General features: G+C 34.6%; 17 protein-coding genes. 6 read left to right on the top strand and 11 right to left on the bottom strand.

The annotated features are described in order from the left end of the window. Positions 1 to 243 precede the first annotated feature (243 nt). Both CN514_RS04855 and CN514_RS25535 read left to right on the top strand, forming a co-directional pair. Complete coding sequence (locus tag CN514_RS04855) at positions 244 to 426, top strand: hypothetical protein (protein ID WP_098231628.1); 183 nt, start codon at positions 244 to 246, stop codon at positions 424 to 426. A 9-nt stretch (positions 427 to 435) separates the two neighbouring features. Next, on the top strand, positions 436 to 609 hold the full coding sequence (locus tag CN514_RS25535; protein ID WP_176525796.1) for a hypothetical protein: 174 nt from the start codon (positions 436 to 438) through the stop codon (positions 607 to 609). Positions 610 to 778: 169 nt separating this feature from the next. Here CN514_RS25535 and CN514_RS04850 read toward each other — a convergent pair whose 3' ends face one another. Beyond that, a complete protein-coding gene (locus tag CN514_RS04850) occupies positions 779 to 1,108 on the bottom strand; it encodes a hypothetical protein (RefSeq protein ID WP_098231627.1) in 330 nt (109 codons plus the stop codon). Between the two features lie 245 nt (positions 1,109 to 1,353). Here CN514_RS04850 and CN514_RS04845 point away from each other — a divergent pair, with 245 nt between their 5' ends. Then, positions 1,354 to 2,121 carry a TSUP family transporter gene (locus tag CN514_RS04845; RefSeq protein ID WP_098231626.1) on the top strand — a complete coding sequence of 256 codons (768 nt, stop codon included), beginning with the start codon at positions 1,354 to 1,356 and terminating at the stop codon, positions 2,119 to 2,121. A gap of 94 nt (positions 2,122 to 2,215) precedes the next feature. Here the strand turns inward: CN514_RS04845 and CN514_RS04840 are convergent, their stop codons facing one another. The 4 genes from CN514_RS04840 to CN514_RS04825 all read right to left on the bottom strand — a co-directional run bounded on the left by CN514_RS04840 (position 2,216) and on the right by CN514_RS04825 (position 5,886). Then, positions 2,216 to 3,391, bottom strand: coding sequence for a thiolase family protein (locus CN514_RS04840; protein ID WP_098231625.1), 1,176 nt, complete (start codon positions 3,389 to 3,391; stop codon positions 2,216 to 2,218). Positions 3,392 to 3,436: 45 nt separating this feature from the next. Beyond that, positions 3,437 to 4,219, bottom strand: a complete 783-nt coding sequence (locus tag CN514_RS04835) for an SDR family NAD(P)-dependent oxidoreductase (RefSeq protein ID WP_098231624.1) — start codon at positions 4,217 to 4,219, stop codon at positions 3,437 to 3,439. Between the two features lie 213 nt (positions 4,220 to 4,432). Continuing rightward, a complete protein-coding gene (locus CN514_RS04830) occupies positions 4,433 to 4,909 on the bottom strand; it encodes a 2,4'-dihydroxyacetophenone dioxygenase family protein (RefSeq protein ID WP_098231623.1) in 477 nt (158 codons plus the stop codon). A 188-nt stretch (positions 4,910 to 5,097) separates the two neighbouring features. After that, positions 5,098 to 5,886 (bottom strand): SDR family NAD(P)-dependent oxidoreductase, encoded by a 789-nt coding sequence (locus CN514_RS04825; RefSeq protein WP_098231622.1) that lies wholly within the window; start codon positions 5,884 to 5,886, stop codon positions 5,098 to 5,100. Positions 5,887 to 6,030: 144 nt separating this feature from the next. Here CN514_RS04825 and CN514_RS04820 point away from each other — a divergent pair, with 144 nt between their 5' ends. Beyond that, a complete protein-coding gene (locus CN514_RS04820) occupies positions 6,031 to 6,936 on the top strand; it encodes a LysR family transcriptional regulator (RefSeq protein WP_098231621.1) in 906 nt (301 codons plus the stop codon). Positions 6,937 to 7,204: 268 nt separating this feature from the next. On the opposite strand, the gene CN514_RS04810 is transcribed toward CN514_RS04820, so the two are convergent. After that, positions 7,205 to 8,494 (bottom strand): MFS transporter, encoded by a 1,290-nt coding sequence (locus CN514_RS04810; RefSeq protein ID WP_098231619.1) that lies wholly within the window; start codon positions 8,492 to 8,494, stop codon positions 7,205 to 7,207. Between the two features lie 457 nt (positions 8,495 to 8,951). On the opposite strand from CN514_RS04810, the gene CN514_RS04805 reads away from it, so the two are divergent. Beyond that, complete coding sequence (locus tag CN514_RS04805; protein WP_098231618.1) at positions 8,952 to 9,725, top strand: SDR family NAD(P)-dependent oxidoreductase; 774 nt, start codon at positions 8,952 to 8,954, stop codon at positions 9,723 to 9,725. A 124-nt stretch (positions 9,726 to 9,849) separates the two neighbouring features. On the opposite strand, the gene CN514_RS04800 is transcribed toward CN514_RS04805, so the two are convergent. The 5 genes from CN514_RS04800 to CN514_RS04780 all read right to left on the bottom strand — a co-directional run bounded on the left by CN514_RS04800 (position 9,850) and on the right by CN514_RS04780 (position 15,976). Then, positions 9,850 to 10,800, bottom strand: coding sequence for an alpha/beta hydrolase (locus CN514_RS04800; RefSeq protein WP_098231617.1), 951 nt, complete (start codon positions 10,798 to 10,800; stop codon positions 9,850 to 9,852). Positions 10,801 to 10,946: 146 nt separating this feature from the next. Further along, positions 10,947 to 11,945, bottom strand: a complete 999-nt coding sequence (locus CN514_RS04795; RefSeq protein WP_098231616.1) for a TauD/TfdA family dioxygenase — start codon at positions 11,943 to 11,945, stop codon at positions 10,947 to 10,949. Positions 11,946 to 12,037: 92 nt separating this feature from the next. Next, entirely contained in the window at positions 12,038 to 13,327 is a 1,290-nt protein-coding gene (locus CN514_RS04790; protein WP_098231615.1) for an MFS transporter, read from the bottom strand. Between the two features lie 45 nt (positions 13,328 to 13,372). Further along, positions 13,373 to 14,428 carry a TauD/TfdA family dioxygenase gene (locus CN514_RS04785; RefSeq protein ID WP_098231614.1) on the bottom strand — a complete coding sequence of 352 codons (1,056 nt, stop codon included), beginning with the start codon at positions 14,426 to 14,428 and terminating at the stop codon, positions 13,373 to 13,375. A gap of 33 nt (positions 14,429 to 14,461) precedes the next feature. Next, positions 14,462 to 15,976, bottom strand: coding sequence for a long-chain-fatty-acid--CoA ligase (locus tag CN514_RS04780; RefSeq protein WP_098231613.1), 1,515 nt, complete (start codon positions 15,974 to 15,976; stop codon positions 14,462 to 14,464). Between the two features lie 464 nt (positions 15,977 to 16,440). On the opposite strand from CN514_RS04780, the gene CN514_RS04775 reads away from it, so the two are divergent. Then, positions 16,441 to 17,409, top strand: coding sequence for a YeiH family protein (locus CN514_RS04775; RefSeq protein ID WP_286141571.1), 969 nt, complete (start codon positions 16,441 to 16,443; stop codon positions 17,407 to 17,409). Positions 17,410 to 17,539 lie beyond the last annotated feature (130 nt).

Raw genomic sequence — 17,539 nt, 5'->3', positions numbered from 1 at the left:
AACACTGACAAGCTATCCACACCGAACATATTGATCGTTAGAAGACCTGAATAATTCAAATTTAATGGGTGATATATATGAAGAAATGTAACTGTGACTGTGAGCCATGTAGATGCAAACCTAAACCTCCGTGCCCACCAAAAAAGCCACTTCTACCACCGAAGCCACCATGTCCTCCTCGTCGACCGTGCCCTCCATGTCCGCCATGCAAATGTTGTTGTGAACATAAGAAGTGCGATTGTCATGGCGACAATAATTGTGGTTGCTGCGAACACAATAGATCGGATTGCCATGAACACAAGAACTGTAATGATTGCCATGAGCACAAGAAATGTAATTGTTGTGACCACAAGAAATGCGATTGTCATGAGCACAAGAAATGTGATTGCTGCGAACACAAGAAATGTGATTGCAGTATTTCGGTGAATATTAATATTGATTGTTGCAGCAAAAAAGATAAGAAAACTCGAAAACATTCCAACAAGCACAAATGTGATTGCCATGAACACCATGAATGTGACTGCTGCGAAGACCATGAATGTGACTGCTGTGAAGATCATGAATGCGACTGCTGCGAACACAAGAAATGTGATTGCTGTACAGATGTAATTGCTAAAATATTAAGTGCTGTACAAGATGGTCAATCATCATCTCATTGCGATAAAAAAATTACGATTAATATCAACATTAACAATAAATAAGCAATTTCTCGAGATGAATCTAACTAAACAAAATCAAAAAAAAAGTGTGAAGAAACTTAGTGTTTCTCACTCTTTTTTTATTGATTAAAGTCGCTTTCCTTTTTTATTGAATTACCTTTTATTTCTTCTAATGAATTAAGATAAATCTCAATTTCACTTATTTTTAGTTGTATTTCTTTTATTGAATCCTCTAATATTTTCGTTAACTCATTTTGTACTTGTTTAATAACTTCATCATTTTCTAGACCACCAAATCGGATCATACGTTTAACCTTTAGTTCTTCAAGTGCCATCTTCATTTCGATCTTAGTAACAATCTCTTTCATTAAACGATTGACGTTTTTTTCAAAGTATTTTTCTTTGGCTTGTCCTATTTCTGTAGTTGTAATTTTATGTTCGAAATTCAATCCATACACACCTCATCCTTAAATTATCACATATCAATATATGCGAAATTTTAGAAAGTGGTACAAGTTAAAATTAAAATCTCAGCTATTAATTTCAAATTACTTTAGTTAACTTATACGGAAAAAATGTTACTGCTTTTTATTTTGTAATAATTAAAATAATTCTTATATTACTAAATTAATGATTTACTTTGTTTCCTATATTAACTACTATCAAATTAGTAAATAAAAGAAAGGTAGATTTGATGATATTCCATATTGATCCGTCGTTATTATTAACTTTAATTGTATTTGGATTTTTAGCTGCATTTATTGATTCTGTAGTTGGAGGCGGTGGGCTAATTACTTTGCCAGTATTATTATTTACTGGTCTATCTCCAGCTGCTGCTGTTGCAACGAACAAATTAGCTGGGTCAATTGGCTCTTTAACGAGTACAATCATGTTCTATCGTTCTGGAAAGCTTGATTTGAAATCTGTCTATAAGTTATTCCCACTCACATTTATTGGTTCCATTTTGGGAGCTTGGACAGTTCATTTAATTGACCCAACAGTTCTTAAGCCTCTTATGCTCGTTATGCTTGCAGCAGTTGCAATATATACTATTTTAAAAAAAGATTGGGGAGATACAACTACCAATAAAAAGCTGTCAGTTACTCGTATTATTCTATTTATGCTTTTAATTTTTGGTATTGGTTTCTATGATGGATTCATTGGCCCTGGAACTGGTTCATTCCTAATATTTGCTTTTTTAATGATGGGATTTGATTTCTTAAAAGCGGCAGGCAACGCAAAGTTTTTAAATTTTGGTAGTAATATAGCTGCATTATTAATGTTTATGTACTTGGGACAAATTCATTATGCCTATGGGCTAGCTATGGGACTTGCACAAATAGCAGGAGCAATTTGTGGTTCAAAATTCGCTATTAAAAAAGGAAGTGGTTACGTTCGAATCCTTTTTATTACAGTAACCTTTATCTTGTTAGCAAAAAATACTTTTGATTATCTTCATTAAGTCAAAAAACTTAACGCTCAAATGGAGTTTGACCTTTGTAAAAAATGGTAGGCAAATTATTGTTTAATTTGCCTACCATTTCATTTTAATTAGATTATACAGCTTCTATGATAATCGAAACTCCTTGCCCGCCACCTACACATAAAGTTGCTAAACCAATTTGTTTCTTTTGACGTAATAATTCATGTAATAAAGTAACTACAATTCTAGTACCTGAACAGCCGATTGGATGCCCTAATGCAATAGCTCCTCCATTTACATTAATAATCTCTTCTGATATATTTAATTCTTTATTTACTGCTAGTACTTGTGCAGCGAATGCTTCATTGATCTCTGCCAATTCAATATCATGTATCGTTAGATTTGCTCGTTGCAGAGCTTTTTGTGTTGCTGGAACTGGACCAATTCCCATAATCGAAGGAGCAACAGCAGCGCTTGCTACCGAACGAATTTTGGCAAGCGGTTTTAAACCATATTCTCTAACTGCTTTTTCAGATGCAACAATAACAGCAGCTGCACCGTCATTTAATGATGAAGCATTTCCCGCAGTCACTGTTCCATTCTCTTTAAAAGCTGCTTTAAGAGTTTTTAGTTTCTCTATACTAGTACTTTTTATGTTCTCATCTTCTTTAAATAAAATGGAGCCTTGTTTAGTTTTAATCGTTACTGGAACAATTTCTTTTTCAAATTTACCCTGTTCCCTAGCTCTAATCGCCTTTTGCTGACTTTCTAAAGCAAAAATGTCTTGCTCCTCGCGCGATATACCGTAGTCTTCAACTAAATTTTCAGCTGTAACTCCCATATGGTAACCTTCTATTGCACAGTGAAGCCCGTCATGAAAAATTGCATCTACTGTCCTTAAATCTCCCATTTTTTGTCCCCATCTTGCATTCATTACTAAATGTGGGACATTACTCATACTTTCCGTACCACCAGCAATTACTACATTCGAATCCCCAGCTAGTATTTGATGATAAGCTAATGTAATTGCTCGCAGTCCAGATGCACATTGTTTATCAATTGTAATGGCTGGTATTGAAACAGGTAAACCAGCATTAATTGCAGCTTGTCTTGCCGGATTTCCTTTAAGCCCTGACTTTAAAACATTACCTAATATTATTTCATCAACACAATCAGCAGATAGACCAGATTGTTGCCATACCTCCTTAATAACTGCTGATGCAAGCTGTACAGCACCTAGATCTTTTAATGAGCCTCCGAAACTCCCAATTGGAGTTCTGAGCGCTTCAACTAAATATACATTCTGCATTCACGGTCCCTCTCTTCGTTATATCTTAGTATCACCTATGGCTACTTACACTTTTTCCTCAATCATCTTTCGAGTATAAGTAGTTACCCACTTCCTTGGCAGTATTCCAACAGACTTTGCCATCAGTTTATTTTTAAAGCCTGGAATGATCACTGTTTTATTTTTCATTAAACCATCGTAACCACATTTGGCAACTGCTTTAGGGTCCATTAAGTTTTTAATGAAAATTTTTGTTCCTGTTGAAGCAAGTCCCTCAGTAAGTGGTGTCTTTGTTGACGGAGGACATAATACACTAACTTGAACTCCAGTATCTTTTAGTTCTTCGGCTATCGCTTCTGTAAAAGATAAAACATAGGATTTACTTGCCCCATACATCGACATCCGTGGAGTTGGTTGAAAAGCTGCTGTCGAAGCAACATTTAAAATTTTACCGTTATTTCGCTTAATCATTTCATCAGCTATAAGTCTAGTTAAATAAGTTAAGGAAATCATATTCAGCTGCAAACATTCTATTTCTTTCTTAATATCTAATTCTGTCATTAACCCTAATCCGCCCGCTCCGGCATTATTAATCAATATATCGATAGGGGTTCCTTCTCTTTTTAGATATGTATACAAGCTCTCTACAGTTTCATGATTACTTAGATCACCGACAAAAGTATTAACTTCTACCCCGTATTCCTTTTTTAAAAAAACAGCTTGTTTTTCCAACAACAACTCATCTCTAGCAACTAAAACTAAATTATAGCGATGTCCCGCAAAGATTTTTGCAAATTCCAAGCCAATACCTTTTGTAGCGCCTGTAATTAACACTGTTTCAGTTGACATATTTAGATAAACCTCCTTTATTTTAAATATTACAAATTTTAAAATTATTAGTTTGTAACTAATTATACTCATAAATAATAGTTAAATAAAATTAAAGAATTTAATCTACAAGTTAGTCATGCTTATATACAAACATCTTACGATTACTATTCATAAGAAAAGAGAATCCTGTACGTCACTGGACGTTTTTAGATTCTCTTTCATTCACTATTTTTAAAATTTAGTCACATCAACAGGTTCGATACCTTCAGCTGCACAATATTCATAGTATCTATTTAAAAATGTTTCCCAATTATCTCTAGCAAGAATTTCGCCATTCTCACCGATATAATCCAATGTTCCTTCTACAATATTAAAGGTAATAACATCTTCGTCACCTACAGCTGTAGGTGTATGTTTTGATCCAGCAGGCTCATAAACAACGTCACCTGGTTTAGAAATCCAAGACTCTTCTAGATATCGCCACGTTCCTTGAACAGTATATACAATAACTGTTCCAGGATGGAAATGTGCAGGAAGCTGCATTTTCGCAGGTACATATAATAATGTAAGGGTTTGTCCTGTTACAGGGTTTGCTTTCAATAATTTAAACTTCGAATCTCCAAAATAAGGAATCCAAGGCAATTCATCTACATTAATATTTCCAGCATGGTGAACTAATACTTCTTTTACATCCTTTACATTACTCACTTAAATCCCCTCTTCCAACTTGTTTTTTAAATTCGTTTATAGTAGTCCCTTACATTTGTATGACAAGTTAAAACTACTTCGAATTTGTTATTATCAGTATATTTATAATTTTCCGTTAAGTAAAATTAGTATTTCTAACTTGCATTTAAGTTTTGCTAAACTATATTACTAGATTACATTGATGAATTTTACTTAGTACCAAGGCCCCCATCAAGAACTAATATTTGTCCTGTACAATAGTCAGAAGCAGCTGAAGCAAAGTAAAGGGTCGCACCTACCAAATCAAGATCATTACCTAATCTTCTAAGTGGAACTTGAGTAGCAATGAATGGACCTGCTTTGTGAACAAGAGTTCCCGGTATTTCTGGATTATTCATTCCTGTAGTGAAAACGCCAGGAGCAATTGAGTTTACATTAACACCATGACGCCCCCACTTAACTGCTAAGTCCTTTGTTAAAGTCATAACGGCACCCTTACTTGTTGTATATCCAACAGAATCTACAGCTTCAGGGTCAACTCCTTTAAAGCCTATACTAGAAGAAATATTGATGATTTTTCCATATTCGTTATTAATCATATGTTTACCGACTGCCTGACACATTAAAAAAGTTCCTGTAACATTCGTGTCAAGCATGGATTGCCATTGTTCTAAAGGCATTTCAGTAGCTGGCGTTTCAAAAACAGTTCCACTACTATTTACTAAAACTTCGATACTTCCAAATTGAGAAATAGCTTGTTTCAGTCCTTTTTCAATTGATTCGGGACTAGTTACATCTAAGGATATAGCTAACGCTCGGCTGCCTAATGCCTCTATTTCTTTCACGACTTCTTCGCAAACTTCTAAACGTCTAGAACAAACTACTACATTTGCCCCCGCTTCTGCTAAAGCTATTGCCATTACACGCCCTAGCCCACTCCCGCCTCCTGTAACAATTGCTGTCTTTCCTGTTAAATCAAATAATTGTGCTATTGACATTCTACTTCCCCTCCGTAAATTACGAATATTCTAATTATTTTAAAATCTTATTGATATTGATTATACATATAAATTATAATGAAAAAAAATTAAAGATTTTAATGTGTAAGTTAGTATTATTAATATTAAAAAAAGGGGACGACCATGAATATTGAACAATTAATCTATATCGTTGAAGTTGCAAAATACAGTTCCTTGTCAGTAGCTGCACAAAATTTGCATGTTACACAATCAACAATTAGCCAGTCCATAACTAACTTAGAAAAAGAGCTAGAAATTAAAGTATTTAAACGTTCTCGGGGACATGGCGCGGTTCCAACTGATGAGGGAAAAGTCATTTTAAAACTTGCTTATGAGGTTCAAAAAAAACTTGAAGAAATAAAGGAGACTGCTAACTTATTTAACTCCACGGAGGTGGGTGAGCTTAATATATCTTCTTTACCAGGTTTAATGACATTTCTCGTTAAAGCAATCTCTACATTTAGCCAAGAATATCCTCATGTAAATCTTGAGGTTACTGAAAAAAGTGGTACGTCAGTGATTGATGATGTTAGACAGCATAAGACTGATTTTGGCCTAATTACATATTCAAGTGATTTAGGGGTAAATATGGAAGGGATCACGTTTGAAGCACTACTAGATGGAAAGCAAAAAGTATACGTTTCAAAGCATTCTCCTTTAGCCATTCTGGGTTCTGTAACCCCAGAAGACATTTTTGATCAAACGCTCGTCATATATAAAGGCGAATTGATGCAATATTTTATCCAAGATTTTTTTAACAAATATAAACCTTTGAAAATTCTATTTACAACAAACAATATGGCTGGACTTCTCCAAGCGGTCAATGAAAACTTGGCAATTACATTTGCTCCTGATTTTGTCATGCAAAATTATCCATCAGTCATTAATGGTGATATTATTCCAATCGATTTAGTGAACCATAGTACTGTTAACATTTCTTTAGGATTAGTCCGATCAGAAGATAAACATTTATCTACATACGCTAACAAATATATTCATTTTCTAAAATCAGAAATTATTAATAGTTAAAAAAAGAGAAGCAACTGCGTTCAAAGTGGACGCGGGAGCTTCTCTTTTTATTTTCAAGAACTAATATTTTGCTTAGTTTTGACTTCTGTTTCAATATTGATATGGTCATCAGCGTAAGTTTCAATTATTTTATCCTGACAACTCCAACAATTACTACGATTTCTCTCCATAATGGATAATTCTACATGACATTCTACACAACAATCGATTCCATCAGTGACTCTTCTATTTTTACACATTATCTTTCCTCCTCGATTAATTCATACTTTTATATAATGACTTGTTCCTCTACCTTAATCGTAGTGCTTGATTGCTTAGCAGGACGCACAGCAATCCAAAATATTAATCCGAAAACAAACATGACTAAAGACGTCACTAAAAATCCGTAACCATATCCCATTGATTCACTTCCTGCATTTTCAATAAAATTACCAAATATAACAGGAGCAATAATACTCGTTGAACTTGATATAGCAACATATGTCCCTTGGGCTTTTCCAATGTTTTTAGGTGAAAAGAACTCCATTAACATTGCTGGTGCTAGTGAAAGAATGACAATTGCAAAACCGGGTGCAAGGATGAAGAATAGGATGGAAATTGCACTTGAATTTGCGACACTTCCAATATATAAACAAATAGCGGATGACATCATTGAAATTCCTGCAAGATTTATTCTTGCTTTTCGAATATCATTTGTTTTGCGGTAAATACGGTCTGAAATTAGGGCAAATGCAATTTGGCAAATAGCTGCAAAGAGAAAAGGTAGAGACACTGCCATTTTTAATGTTTTACCATCAAAATGTTGAACTTTCGAAAAGTATGCTGGAAACCAAACCGCCTGAACAGACAATAACCAATATGCACAGCCTGCACAAACTGCAGTAAAAATAAAATTCTTAGAAAAAATATGAGGAAAAAACTGCTTCCATGAAACTTTATTTGGGATCACTGAGTTTTTACCCACTTGCTCATATGCAGAGATGCCGATATCTTTTGGGCTCTCTTTTCCAAAAATGATCCATAAAAGTAGAACAATACTTCCGACTGCTCCCATTGCTATAAAAGCGGCTTTCCAACTATATTGATTAATTAGTGAGATTAGTAGTGGAGAAGCAATTGCAGGCCCGATTGTAGCCCCAAAGAGCACTGCCCCAAAACCGATACCATGTCTATGTTTAGGAAACCATTTTCCAATTATTGAAGTTGAAATAGAAATAGCTGGTCCTTCCCCTGCTCCCAATAGCATTCTTGAAAACATTAATAGAGATAAACTAGATACAAAAGGTGTTGTAAATTGAACGATTAACCATATTAACATTATCCAAGTAAACATCTTTTTCGTGTTTTTAGAATCAGCCATGCCACCAAGAATGAAAGAAGAGATCGTAAAGAACCAAAAAAACGAGCTTCCAACTAATCCCCATTGTGATGGACTTAAATGTAATTCTTTCATTAACGGAACCGAAACTAAACCTATGATGATTTTATCAACTTGATTAACCATGCCAGAAGCAACTAGAATTAATAAAATAATCCAAGAATATTTTGGTGTGTTCAAAAAAATCTCCCTTCTTTCTATCCAATTATTGAACATCTCTAAAAAAACAACCTGTTTCTAACTAAAACATTTATAACAAAATAACAACTCTTCTTTTTTTGGTAAAGCGCTTTCAAAAATGTTCTATCACCTTCTTTACCAAATGACAAAGATGCCTCCCCCCTTTGTTTACATAGATTCACTTTAATTACATTAAAATATTCTTTATATTTATTATATTCATAATTTTCAGTTAAATAAAATTAAACATTTTAACTTACATGTAAATACTACTAATATATGAAATATGTACCAAAGTGCATGGGGAATTTTAACACCATGATATATTAGCACAACTAAATTACAAATTAAAATCTTTAATTTTATATAAATATTATTTATAGGTAGAATGAAGATAGAAATGAGTAAATACTATAATTTTTTTGTAGTGCTATTGAATTGAACTGGAGGCTGAACAATGGACTTAAAATTAGCAGGAAAAAAAGCACTTATTGTTGGAGGTAGTCGAGGTATTGGTAAAGCTGTTGCCCGCCAGCTAGCTCTTGAAGGTGTTGATTGTACGATTTGTTCAAGAAATGAATCCACGCTAAAGATTGCAGCAGAAGAACTGGCACAAGAAACTAATCGAAACATTTATCCGATTGTAGCTGACACTACAGATCCTGACTCCATCTTAAATCTAGTAGAAAAATCTGCAACAATAATGGGTAGCATAGATATATTAATTAACAGTGGAGCCCGTGTTGGAGGACATGAGCCAGAAGACTTTAATAGTATTAAAGAGGAACTTATTATAAAGGATTTTGAAGAAAAATATATGGGGTATTTTCGTAGTATTAGAGCCGTTGCTCCACATATGATTGAAAACAAGTGGGGACGAATTATTAATATTAGTGGACTAGCTGCTAGGATTGGCGGCAATTACTTTAGCTCTGGTCCTCGTAATGCTTCTGTCGTACATTTAACAAAATCTGCATCAATGGAATTAGGAAAGCATGGAATTAACGTCAATGCAATATATCCTGGAATTGTTGATACAGAAACTTTTAGAGAGAAAGTAACAAATGAGGAAGCAATTCAACAAGTTAAGTCACTAAATTCTCTCGGTCGCTTGATTACTCCAGAGGAGATTGCTTACGTCGTTACTTTCCTAGCATCACCTTTATCAGCATCAATAACTGGAGAAGTAATACCAGTAACTGGCGGCATCGGAAATACTGTTTATTTCTAATATACTTATTTGAAATGGTTTTAAGGTTTCATAGTTTATAAGTTAGTTAATAGTTCAAAGAAATAGAGCCTCACAATTTTTTGAGGCTCCTTAAGTGTGTAAACAAATTCCAAAAACATGATTCTCAGACTGATTGCAAGCGTTTGTCACAGTCTGATCGTAAAAATTTATCAATCTTAGAAACCGTTGATTCAATATTGTTCGAAAAAATTGCCATATGTACAAAATAGCCGTGGATCATTCCAGGTTCACAAGCATATTCAACCTGTACTCCAAACTCTTTCAGCCGACTGGCATAGGCTTCTCCTTCATCCCGTAGTACATCATTTTCTGCCGTAATGATTAATGCTTTTGGAAGGCCGCTTAAGTCTTTTGCTATTAACGGAGAAGCGAACTCATCTTTCTTATCCTCTTCATTTCTTAAATAATGAGTTCGGAACCAAATTAGCTGTTCTCGATCTAAACCAAATCCTTTTGCAAAAAGTTGATGTGACTCTGTATTAAACTCAAGATTTGTTGAGGGATAGATTAAAACTTGTCCAGTAATGCTAGGACCCATTCTGTCTCTTGCAATCATTGTAACGACTGTAGCAAGATTTCCACCTACACTATCTCCACCAACGATCAATCTAGAGACATCCCCATTAAAGGAGATACCATTTTTATAAGCCCACACCAAAGCAGAATATGCATCTTCCACTGCTGTCGGAAACTTGTATTCTGGTGCAAGGCGATAGTTTACGGATACAACAATACTCTTCGTTCTATTAGCAATTAAGCGACAGCTTGCATCCGTTGATTCAATATCCCCAAGAACCCATCCCCCACCATGGTAGTATATGAATATCGGAAAGGGACCTTGACCATCTGGTGTGTAAACTCGGCAGTTAATTACTTCATCATTACTTACTTGAATTATAAAGTCCTCTACTTTTGATAATGCTTCTAAATTTACAAGAGGACGTGGAGACTTTGATAGCATTTCTCTTACAATTTTAGGTTCCAGTTCATGAATAGGTGGCATCTTTTTTAGTGCATTTAAAAACTTCTCTGCTTGCGGATCTAACTTTACCAAAAAACATCAACCTCTCTTGTTTTAATTTCCCTAACCTAAACTTTTAAACAGAAAATTAGTTAGCAACAATAAATTGGTGATCTTATCCACGTTATTACTTGAATAAAATCACCAATTACACAATAAGCTAAATTCCCACTAGCTCCTTAGCTATTTATGGGTGCCCCACCAATATAAAACTCAAAACCTGGAGCAATTTTACGACCATTTGGCATCATAAGCCATAATCTTAATAAATGACGTTTTTTATCCTCTTCCTCGAAATCTTCAAAATGAGTACGTGAATGGAAAACAGTATAATTATTAACGAATTGCATGTCACCTGGTTCCATCATCATATCGATATGAAAATTTTTATCATGAGTAAGGGAATCAATAAAATCAAATGCTTCAATTTCCTCTTCCGACAAAAGAATACCTGTTTTCGTTTGTGCTGATTGGACATACTGGCGAATATATCTGCAGCTTAATTTACCATCGAAATAGCTAAAGATTGGTGATTGAACGACAGGAGATTGACCGGGCGTTTCCTCTCCGCGAAGGTCATGGGCAAATGAACGATAGAGAATTTCAAGATATTCTGGGCGTTTTTCTAGAATTTCATTATAGATGGACATCGCACTTACGATACTACTTAAACCACCAGATTTTGCTTTACGAAGACATAGTAATCCGACCACATCAGCAAGGTCTGTATGATAATCAAGATGTACATTTGTTTGGTAACCACGTACTTTTGTATTATCGTTAAAATCCTTGCCTACATTTTTAATATGACCTAGGAGTTCACCATTTTTACTTTGGATGATTGGCAGTCCTAAATGGAGTCCAAGCCCCCAGTAAATGATACTTGCTTCTTCATCAGAATAACGATCCATTGGCAAACCACGGATTAACAAAAAACCTCTTCCATTCTCTAATTCGTCAACAAAGTATTTAATTTCGTCAGCTAGATCAGGAATTTGAAAATCTTCCTTTTTAAAATCAGGTGCTTTTAAACCTCTTTGTTGAACACATAATACAGCCTTCTCAAGTGCAGCAATTGTTGTGTCGGTTAAAAAATAAATCCATGATTCATCATTAGCAAGATCATTACCCTTCCAAGCAGATCGCCCTTGAATTTTTTCATATAAAATGTTTGACATTAAAACTCCTCCTTCGAAATTGAAGATTACTAATTTAATAGCCAAGTAGTTATTATTCAAAACTCATATTTCTAAGTACTTACAGATCACTTTTAACTGCTCATCTGCTCCCCCGACTCATTTATTGCATTTCTTTGATTTTCAGGATGCACACCAAGCCAAAATACGATTCCTATAATTAGCATTCCTAATGAAGAAAAGCCAAAGGCGTATTTATAACCTACTGCTTCAGTTAGTGCATGTTGGATAAAGTATCCGAAGACTAGTGGAGCGATAATACTAGCTATACTTGCAAAAGCAATGAATGCACCCTGTGCTTTTCCAATGTTCTCGTGAGAAAAGAACTCGATCAATATAGCGGGAGCAAGTGAAAGAATTACATATGCAAAACCAGGTGCGAGTGTAAAGAAAACAATAGACATAGTAACCGAATTCACGGTTATCGCTAGATATAGACAAATAGAAGATAACATCATCATAAGACCCGCAAGATTAATACGGGCTTTACGAATATTGCCTGTTTTGCGATAAAGACGATCAGATAGCATAGAAAATCCAATTTGGCAAAAAGCTGCAAAAAGAAAAGGCAATGATACCGCTAGTTTTAAAGTCTGAGAGTCAAACTGTTGAATTTTTGTAAAATATGACGGTAACCATACTGCCTGAATGGATAATAACCAATATGCACAGCCACCACACAAAACGGTTAATATAAAGTTTTTAGAAAATAGATGCGGAAAAAATTTTCGCATTGATACTTTAGGAAGGCTAGACTTGTGCTCCATTTGATGAATAGCTGTTAGTCCAATTTCTGTTGGACTTTCTTTACCGAAAATTAACCATAAAACTAATACGAACAGTCCAAGAGCACCCATCACTATAAATGCCGATTTCCACCCATGTTTATCAATGATTGATATTAATAATGGAGAAGCAATTGCCGAACCCCCGGTCGTTCCTAAAAGAACTGCACCAAAACCTATACCATGCCTGTGCTTTGGGAACCATTTTCCCATGATTGCTGTAGAAAGAGCTGGAGCTGGACCTTCACCTAATCCTAAAAACATTCTTGTTATCAAAAGCAAAGTTAAGCTAGAAGCAAAAGGTGTTGCAAACTGAACAATTAACCAAACCAACGACAGCCATGTCAGCATTTTTTTCGTATTTTTCGAATCAGCCATTCCTCCAAGTATCATTGAGGAAAATGTAAAAAACCAAAAAAATGAACTTCCTATAAGTCCCCATTTTGTTGGACTTAAATGTAATTCTTTCATTAAAGGAACCGAAACCAAACCAATGATAATTTTATCTACTTGGTTGATCATACCGGTAAGAACTAGAAATAATAAAATTACCCAAGCATACTTTGGAGTTTTTGACATACAAGTATATCCTCACTTTTCACACTCATTCTTACTAAAGTAAAATTACTTTAAAGTTTCAACAATACCGCCCGCTGTTTTATTACGTGCAGGTACTCCGCCACGACCAGGTTTTCCAGTATTTTCGTCAAAAAACATTGCGAAATCCGGAGAAATTTCACGGCCATTTGGCATCGTGAGCCATAATCTTAGCAAATGGCGTTTTTGATCTAGTTCTTCATAATCTTCATATTGAGTTCTTGAATGAAGCACCGTATAATTATTTACAAATTGCATATCGCCAGGCTCCAACATCATATTGAAATGTAAGTCTTCATCATGAAGAAGAGAGTCCAGTAAATCTAATGCTTCAATTTCAACTTTCGATAAATGGATACCCGTTTTCGCTTGTGCTGATTCGATAAATAAACGAACATATCGACAACTTAGTTTTCCGTCATAGTAACTAAAAATTGGTGAAGTAAATATTGGCGATTCTCCTGGTCCTTCTTCTCCACGGCGATCAAAGTTAAAAGGACGACAAAGTATTCCTAAATATTCAGGGTTCTTCTCTAAAATCTCATTGTAAACTGCCATCGAGCTTATAATGCTACTCTCCCCACCTGATTTCCCTTTTCGTAGACTTAACAAACCTACTACATCAGAACCATCAGCGTGAAAAGGAAGATGCAATTTCGTTTGGTATCCGCGAACGTTTGAATTTTCTAAACTAAGACCTTGATCTCTAACGTGCCCTAAAAGTTCACCATTAGCATTTTGCGAGACTGGAGTACCCATATGAAGGCCAAGACCCCAATAAATGATGCTTGCTTCTTCATCTGTATATCTTTCAATTGGTAAACCTCGAATTAAGAGAAATCCTCTTCCATTCTCAAGTTCTTCAACAAAGTAATCAATTTCATTTAAAAGATTTGGCACTTGGAAGTCTTCTTTGTTAAAGTTTGGTGCTTTTAACCCTTTTTGTTTAACATGGGCTAGTGCATTTTCAAGCTCAACAATTGTTTCCTTAGATAAGTAATAAATCCAAGTTTCATCTTTTGCTAGGTCTGTTCCTTTCCAAGCTACTGGCCCTTTAACCTTTTCCTTTAAAATTGTTGACATAATGAATCCTCCCTTTATGAATGATTTATTTAATTACTTTACTTCAGTCAATTCTCTTAACTCTCTACGCAAAATCTTCCCAGTTGAATTCTTTGGTAGCTCTTTAAAAAATTCTATATATTTAGGAAGCTTGTATTTTACTAGCTTATCTTTACAAAATTGAATAATATCATTCTCTGTAAACAGCTCATCTTTAACTACGACGTATGCTTTTACACTTTCTCCGTATTCTTTATTAGGTACACCAACTACTGCTGCCTCTACAACTGCGGGATGTTGATATAATACTTCTTCCACTTCACGAGGATAAACATTGTATCCTCCAACAATAATCATGTCCTTCTTTCGGTCAACAATGTAGATGTATCCATCTTCGTCCATTGTTGCGAGATCTCCAGTGTAAAACCACCCGTTTTTAAAAGCTGCCAATGTAGCTTCCTGCATCCCTAAATATCCCTTCATTACATTTGGTCCTTGAACAACTAATTCTCCAACCTCTCCTTTTGGTAATTCTTCTCCAAATTTATCTACTACTTTGCTTTGAACACCTGGGATATTCTTTCCGATTGAACCTGGTTTCCTAATTCCTTTTAACGGATTAATTGCAACAAGTGGTGCTGTTTCTGAAAGTCCATATCCCTCTAATATAGGTACACTGAACTTACTTTCAAATTTTTGTAGAAGCTCTACAGGAATTGAAGCACCACCTGAAATACAAATACGGATGGATTTGAAATGCTCTGACGAAGCATCAGGTAATTGATTGATAAAATTGTACATCGTAGGTACTCCTGCAAATACAGTGGCATTTCTTTTTTGAATGGTATTGACTACATCGACAGGACTGAATTTATACAGAATTAAAACTGTTGAGCCACAAGCAATTGGTGCGTTCAAACAAACCGTCATACAGAAAACATGAAACATTGGCAGTACAGCAACTACTCGATCGTTTTCATCCAGTTCAAGTAATTTTGAAATAGAATCTGCATTCGATACTAAATTTCGATGTGTCAGCATTGCACCCTTTGGTTTGCCTGTAGTACCTGATGTGTACAGAATAACTGCTAGATCTTCTTGATCAATGCATGGACTTCCAATTACACTTGTTCCCGATTTCATAAGGTGCTTCCATGTCCATTCCTGATTCTTTGCTTCTGTATAAATGACTAACTTTAGATTAACCAACTGTTTCTTTAGTTCTGATAACGTTGGCTCAACAGATTCATGAGCAATAACCACTTTTACTTGACTATTTTCCAATATGTAGCTGATTTCATCTTGGGTAAACAAAGGATTAATTGGAACAACAAATGCACCTAGTCGCAAAGTTCCATAGTATGCAATGAGAAATTCTGGACTATTTCCTAATAAAAGGGCAATTCCATCTCCTTTGCCTATTCCTTGTGCAGACATTCCTGCAGCAAATTGATTTACAAGCTGATTTAATTTCCTATACGAGACACACTGATCACCATACAGATAAGCGATACTATCCGGGAAATTAATCGCGCTTCTATTCAAGTTTTCGTATAAGTTATTACTCATTAAGTGAATTCTCCCCCTTTCAACCACTTGAAAGTGTTTTATAAATTAATTATTTAGAATATTTAAAATATTACTACACTAAGTATACTCATAAATAAAAATGAAATAAAATTAAAGTTTTTAATTTGTATGTAAGTCTAACTAATATTAAGATCGCTTTTCAATTTAATAAGGCCCCACTAAGACACATTTTTAAAATTCACTTATCCAATAACTAATAAATATAAAAAAACAAAGCCTATACTTTAAAAGGCTCTGTTTATTTTTAGTGAGTTTATAGCTTTTTTTAACTATCGTATTTACTTATTATAACTATAACAATAATTTATTTTCCTTATGGTAAATGATTCGATACGATAATTAATATAGAACGACCTTAGGAGATGAACGAGATGGGACAAAAGGCAATAATTAATACTAAACAAGAGCAACAAAAAAAGCCTACTAAACAGTTAAATGTAGCAATGATCTATGGAGTGGCTTTTACATTCATCATTGCTGTTTTAGGTTTTCTATTGGCAAAGTTACCAGGGTTCGATCATGTTGGACCACTTGCATGTGCCATTTTACTTGCTTTAGTATATAGACAATTTTTTGGTTATCCTGAAAAATTGCGCGCAGGAATTCAATTTTCTTCAAAAAGACTTTTAAGATTAGCCATCATACTGTACGGATTAAAACTAAACATGGTTGTCATTTTTAGTGATGGTTTACCTTTATTACTGAGAGGTATGGGAACTATCATTTTTTCGATTGTCGTTCTTATGGCTATTGCAAAATGGCTTAAAGCAGATCTTAATCTGTCTCTATTATTAAGTATCGGCACTGGTATTTGTGGAGCTGCTGCAATTGCTGCAATATCTCCAATTATTAAAGCAAAAGATGATGACACAGCTATGGCCGTTGGAATCATCGCATTAATCGGCACAATATTTTCCATCATTTATACTTTAATCTATCCTTTATTACCAATTAGCCCAACTGAATATGGAGCATGGGTCGGAATAAGCCTTCATGAGATTGCTCATGTAGCTTTAGCAGCTGCACCTGCAGGTCAGGATGCGCTTGCTCACGCATTGCTAGCCAAACTTGCCCGTGTATTTCTATTGATTCCGGTTTGTTTTATCCTTTTATTTTGGATGAAACGGAAAGGAAAATTAAACGGAGAAGCAAAACTAGAGTTCCCATGGTTCTTAATTGGCTTTATTATTATGAGTTTTGTTGGAAGCTACATCCTTGGTCAAAAAATATCTGTATCAAATAAAACGATGTCAGACATTGCTGTTTTTACATCATTTATTTTAACAATGTCTATGACTGGTTTAGGATTAAATGTTAATTTAAAAGAATTACGTACAAAATCAATACGACCGCTTATTGCAATCGTCATTACATCAATACTCTTAACTTTCGTAACATATTTTAGTCTATAACTCGAAACTTTTTATGTGTTTGGAGTTAAAGTCAATGCCAAGGAAGGTAAAGTTAATATAATAAAAAAAATCAGAGAAACTTTATTCCAGTTTCTCTGATTTTTTATTTACTCTATATAGAGTCTATAAT

Origin of the sequence: Bacillus sp. AFS001701 (assembly GCF_002559405.1) — a bacterium.
In the GTDB taxonomy this organism is placed as follows: Bacteria; Bacillota; Bacilli; order Bacillales; family Bacillaceae_G; genus Gottfriedia.
This window is presented reverse-complemented; position numbering and strand designations above follow the sequence as displayed.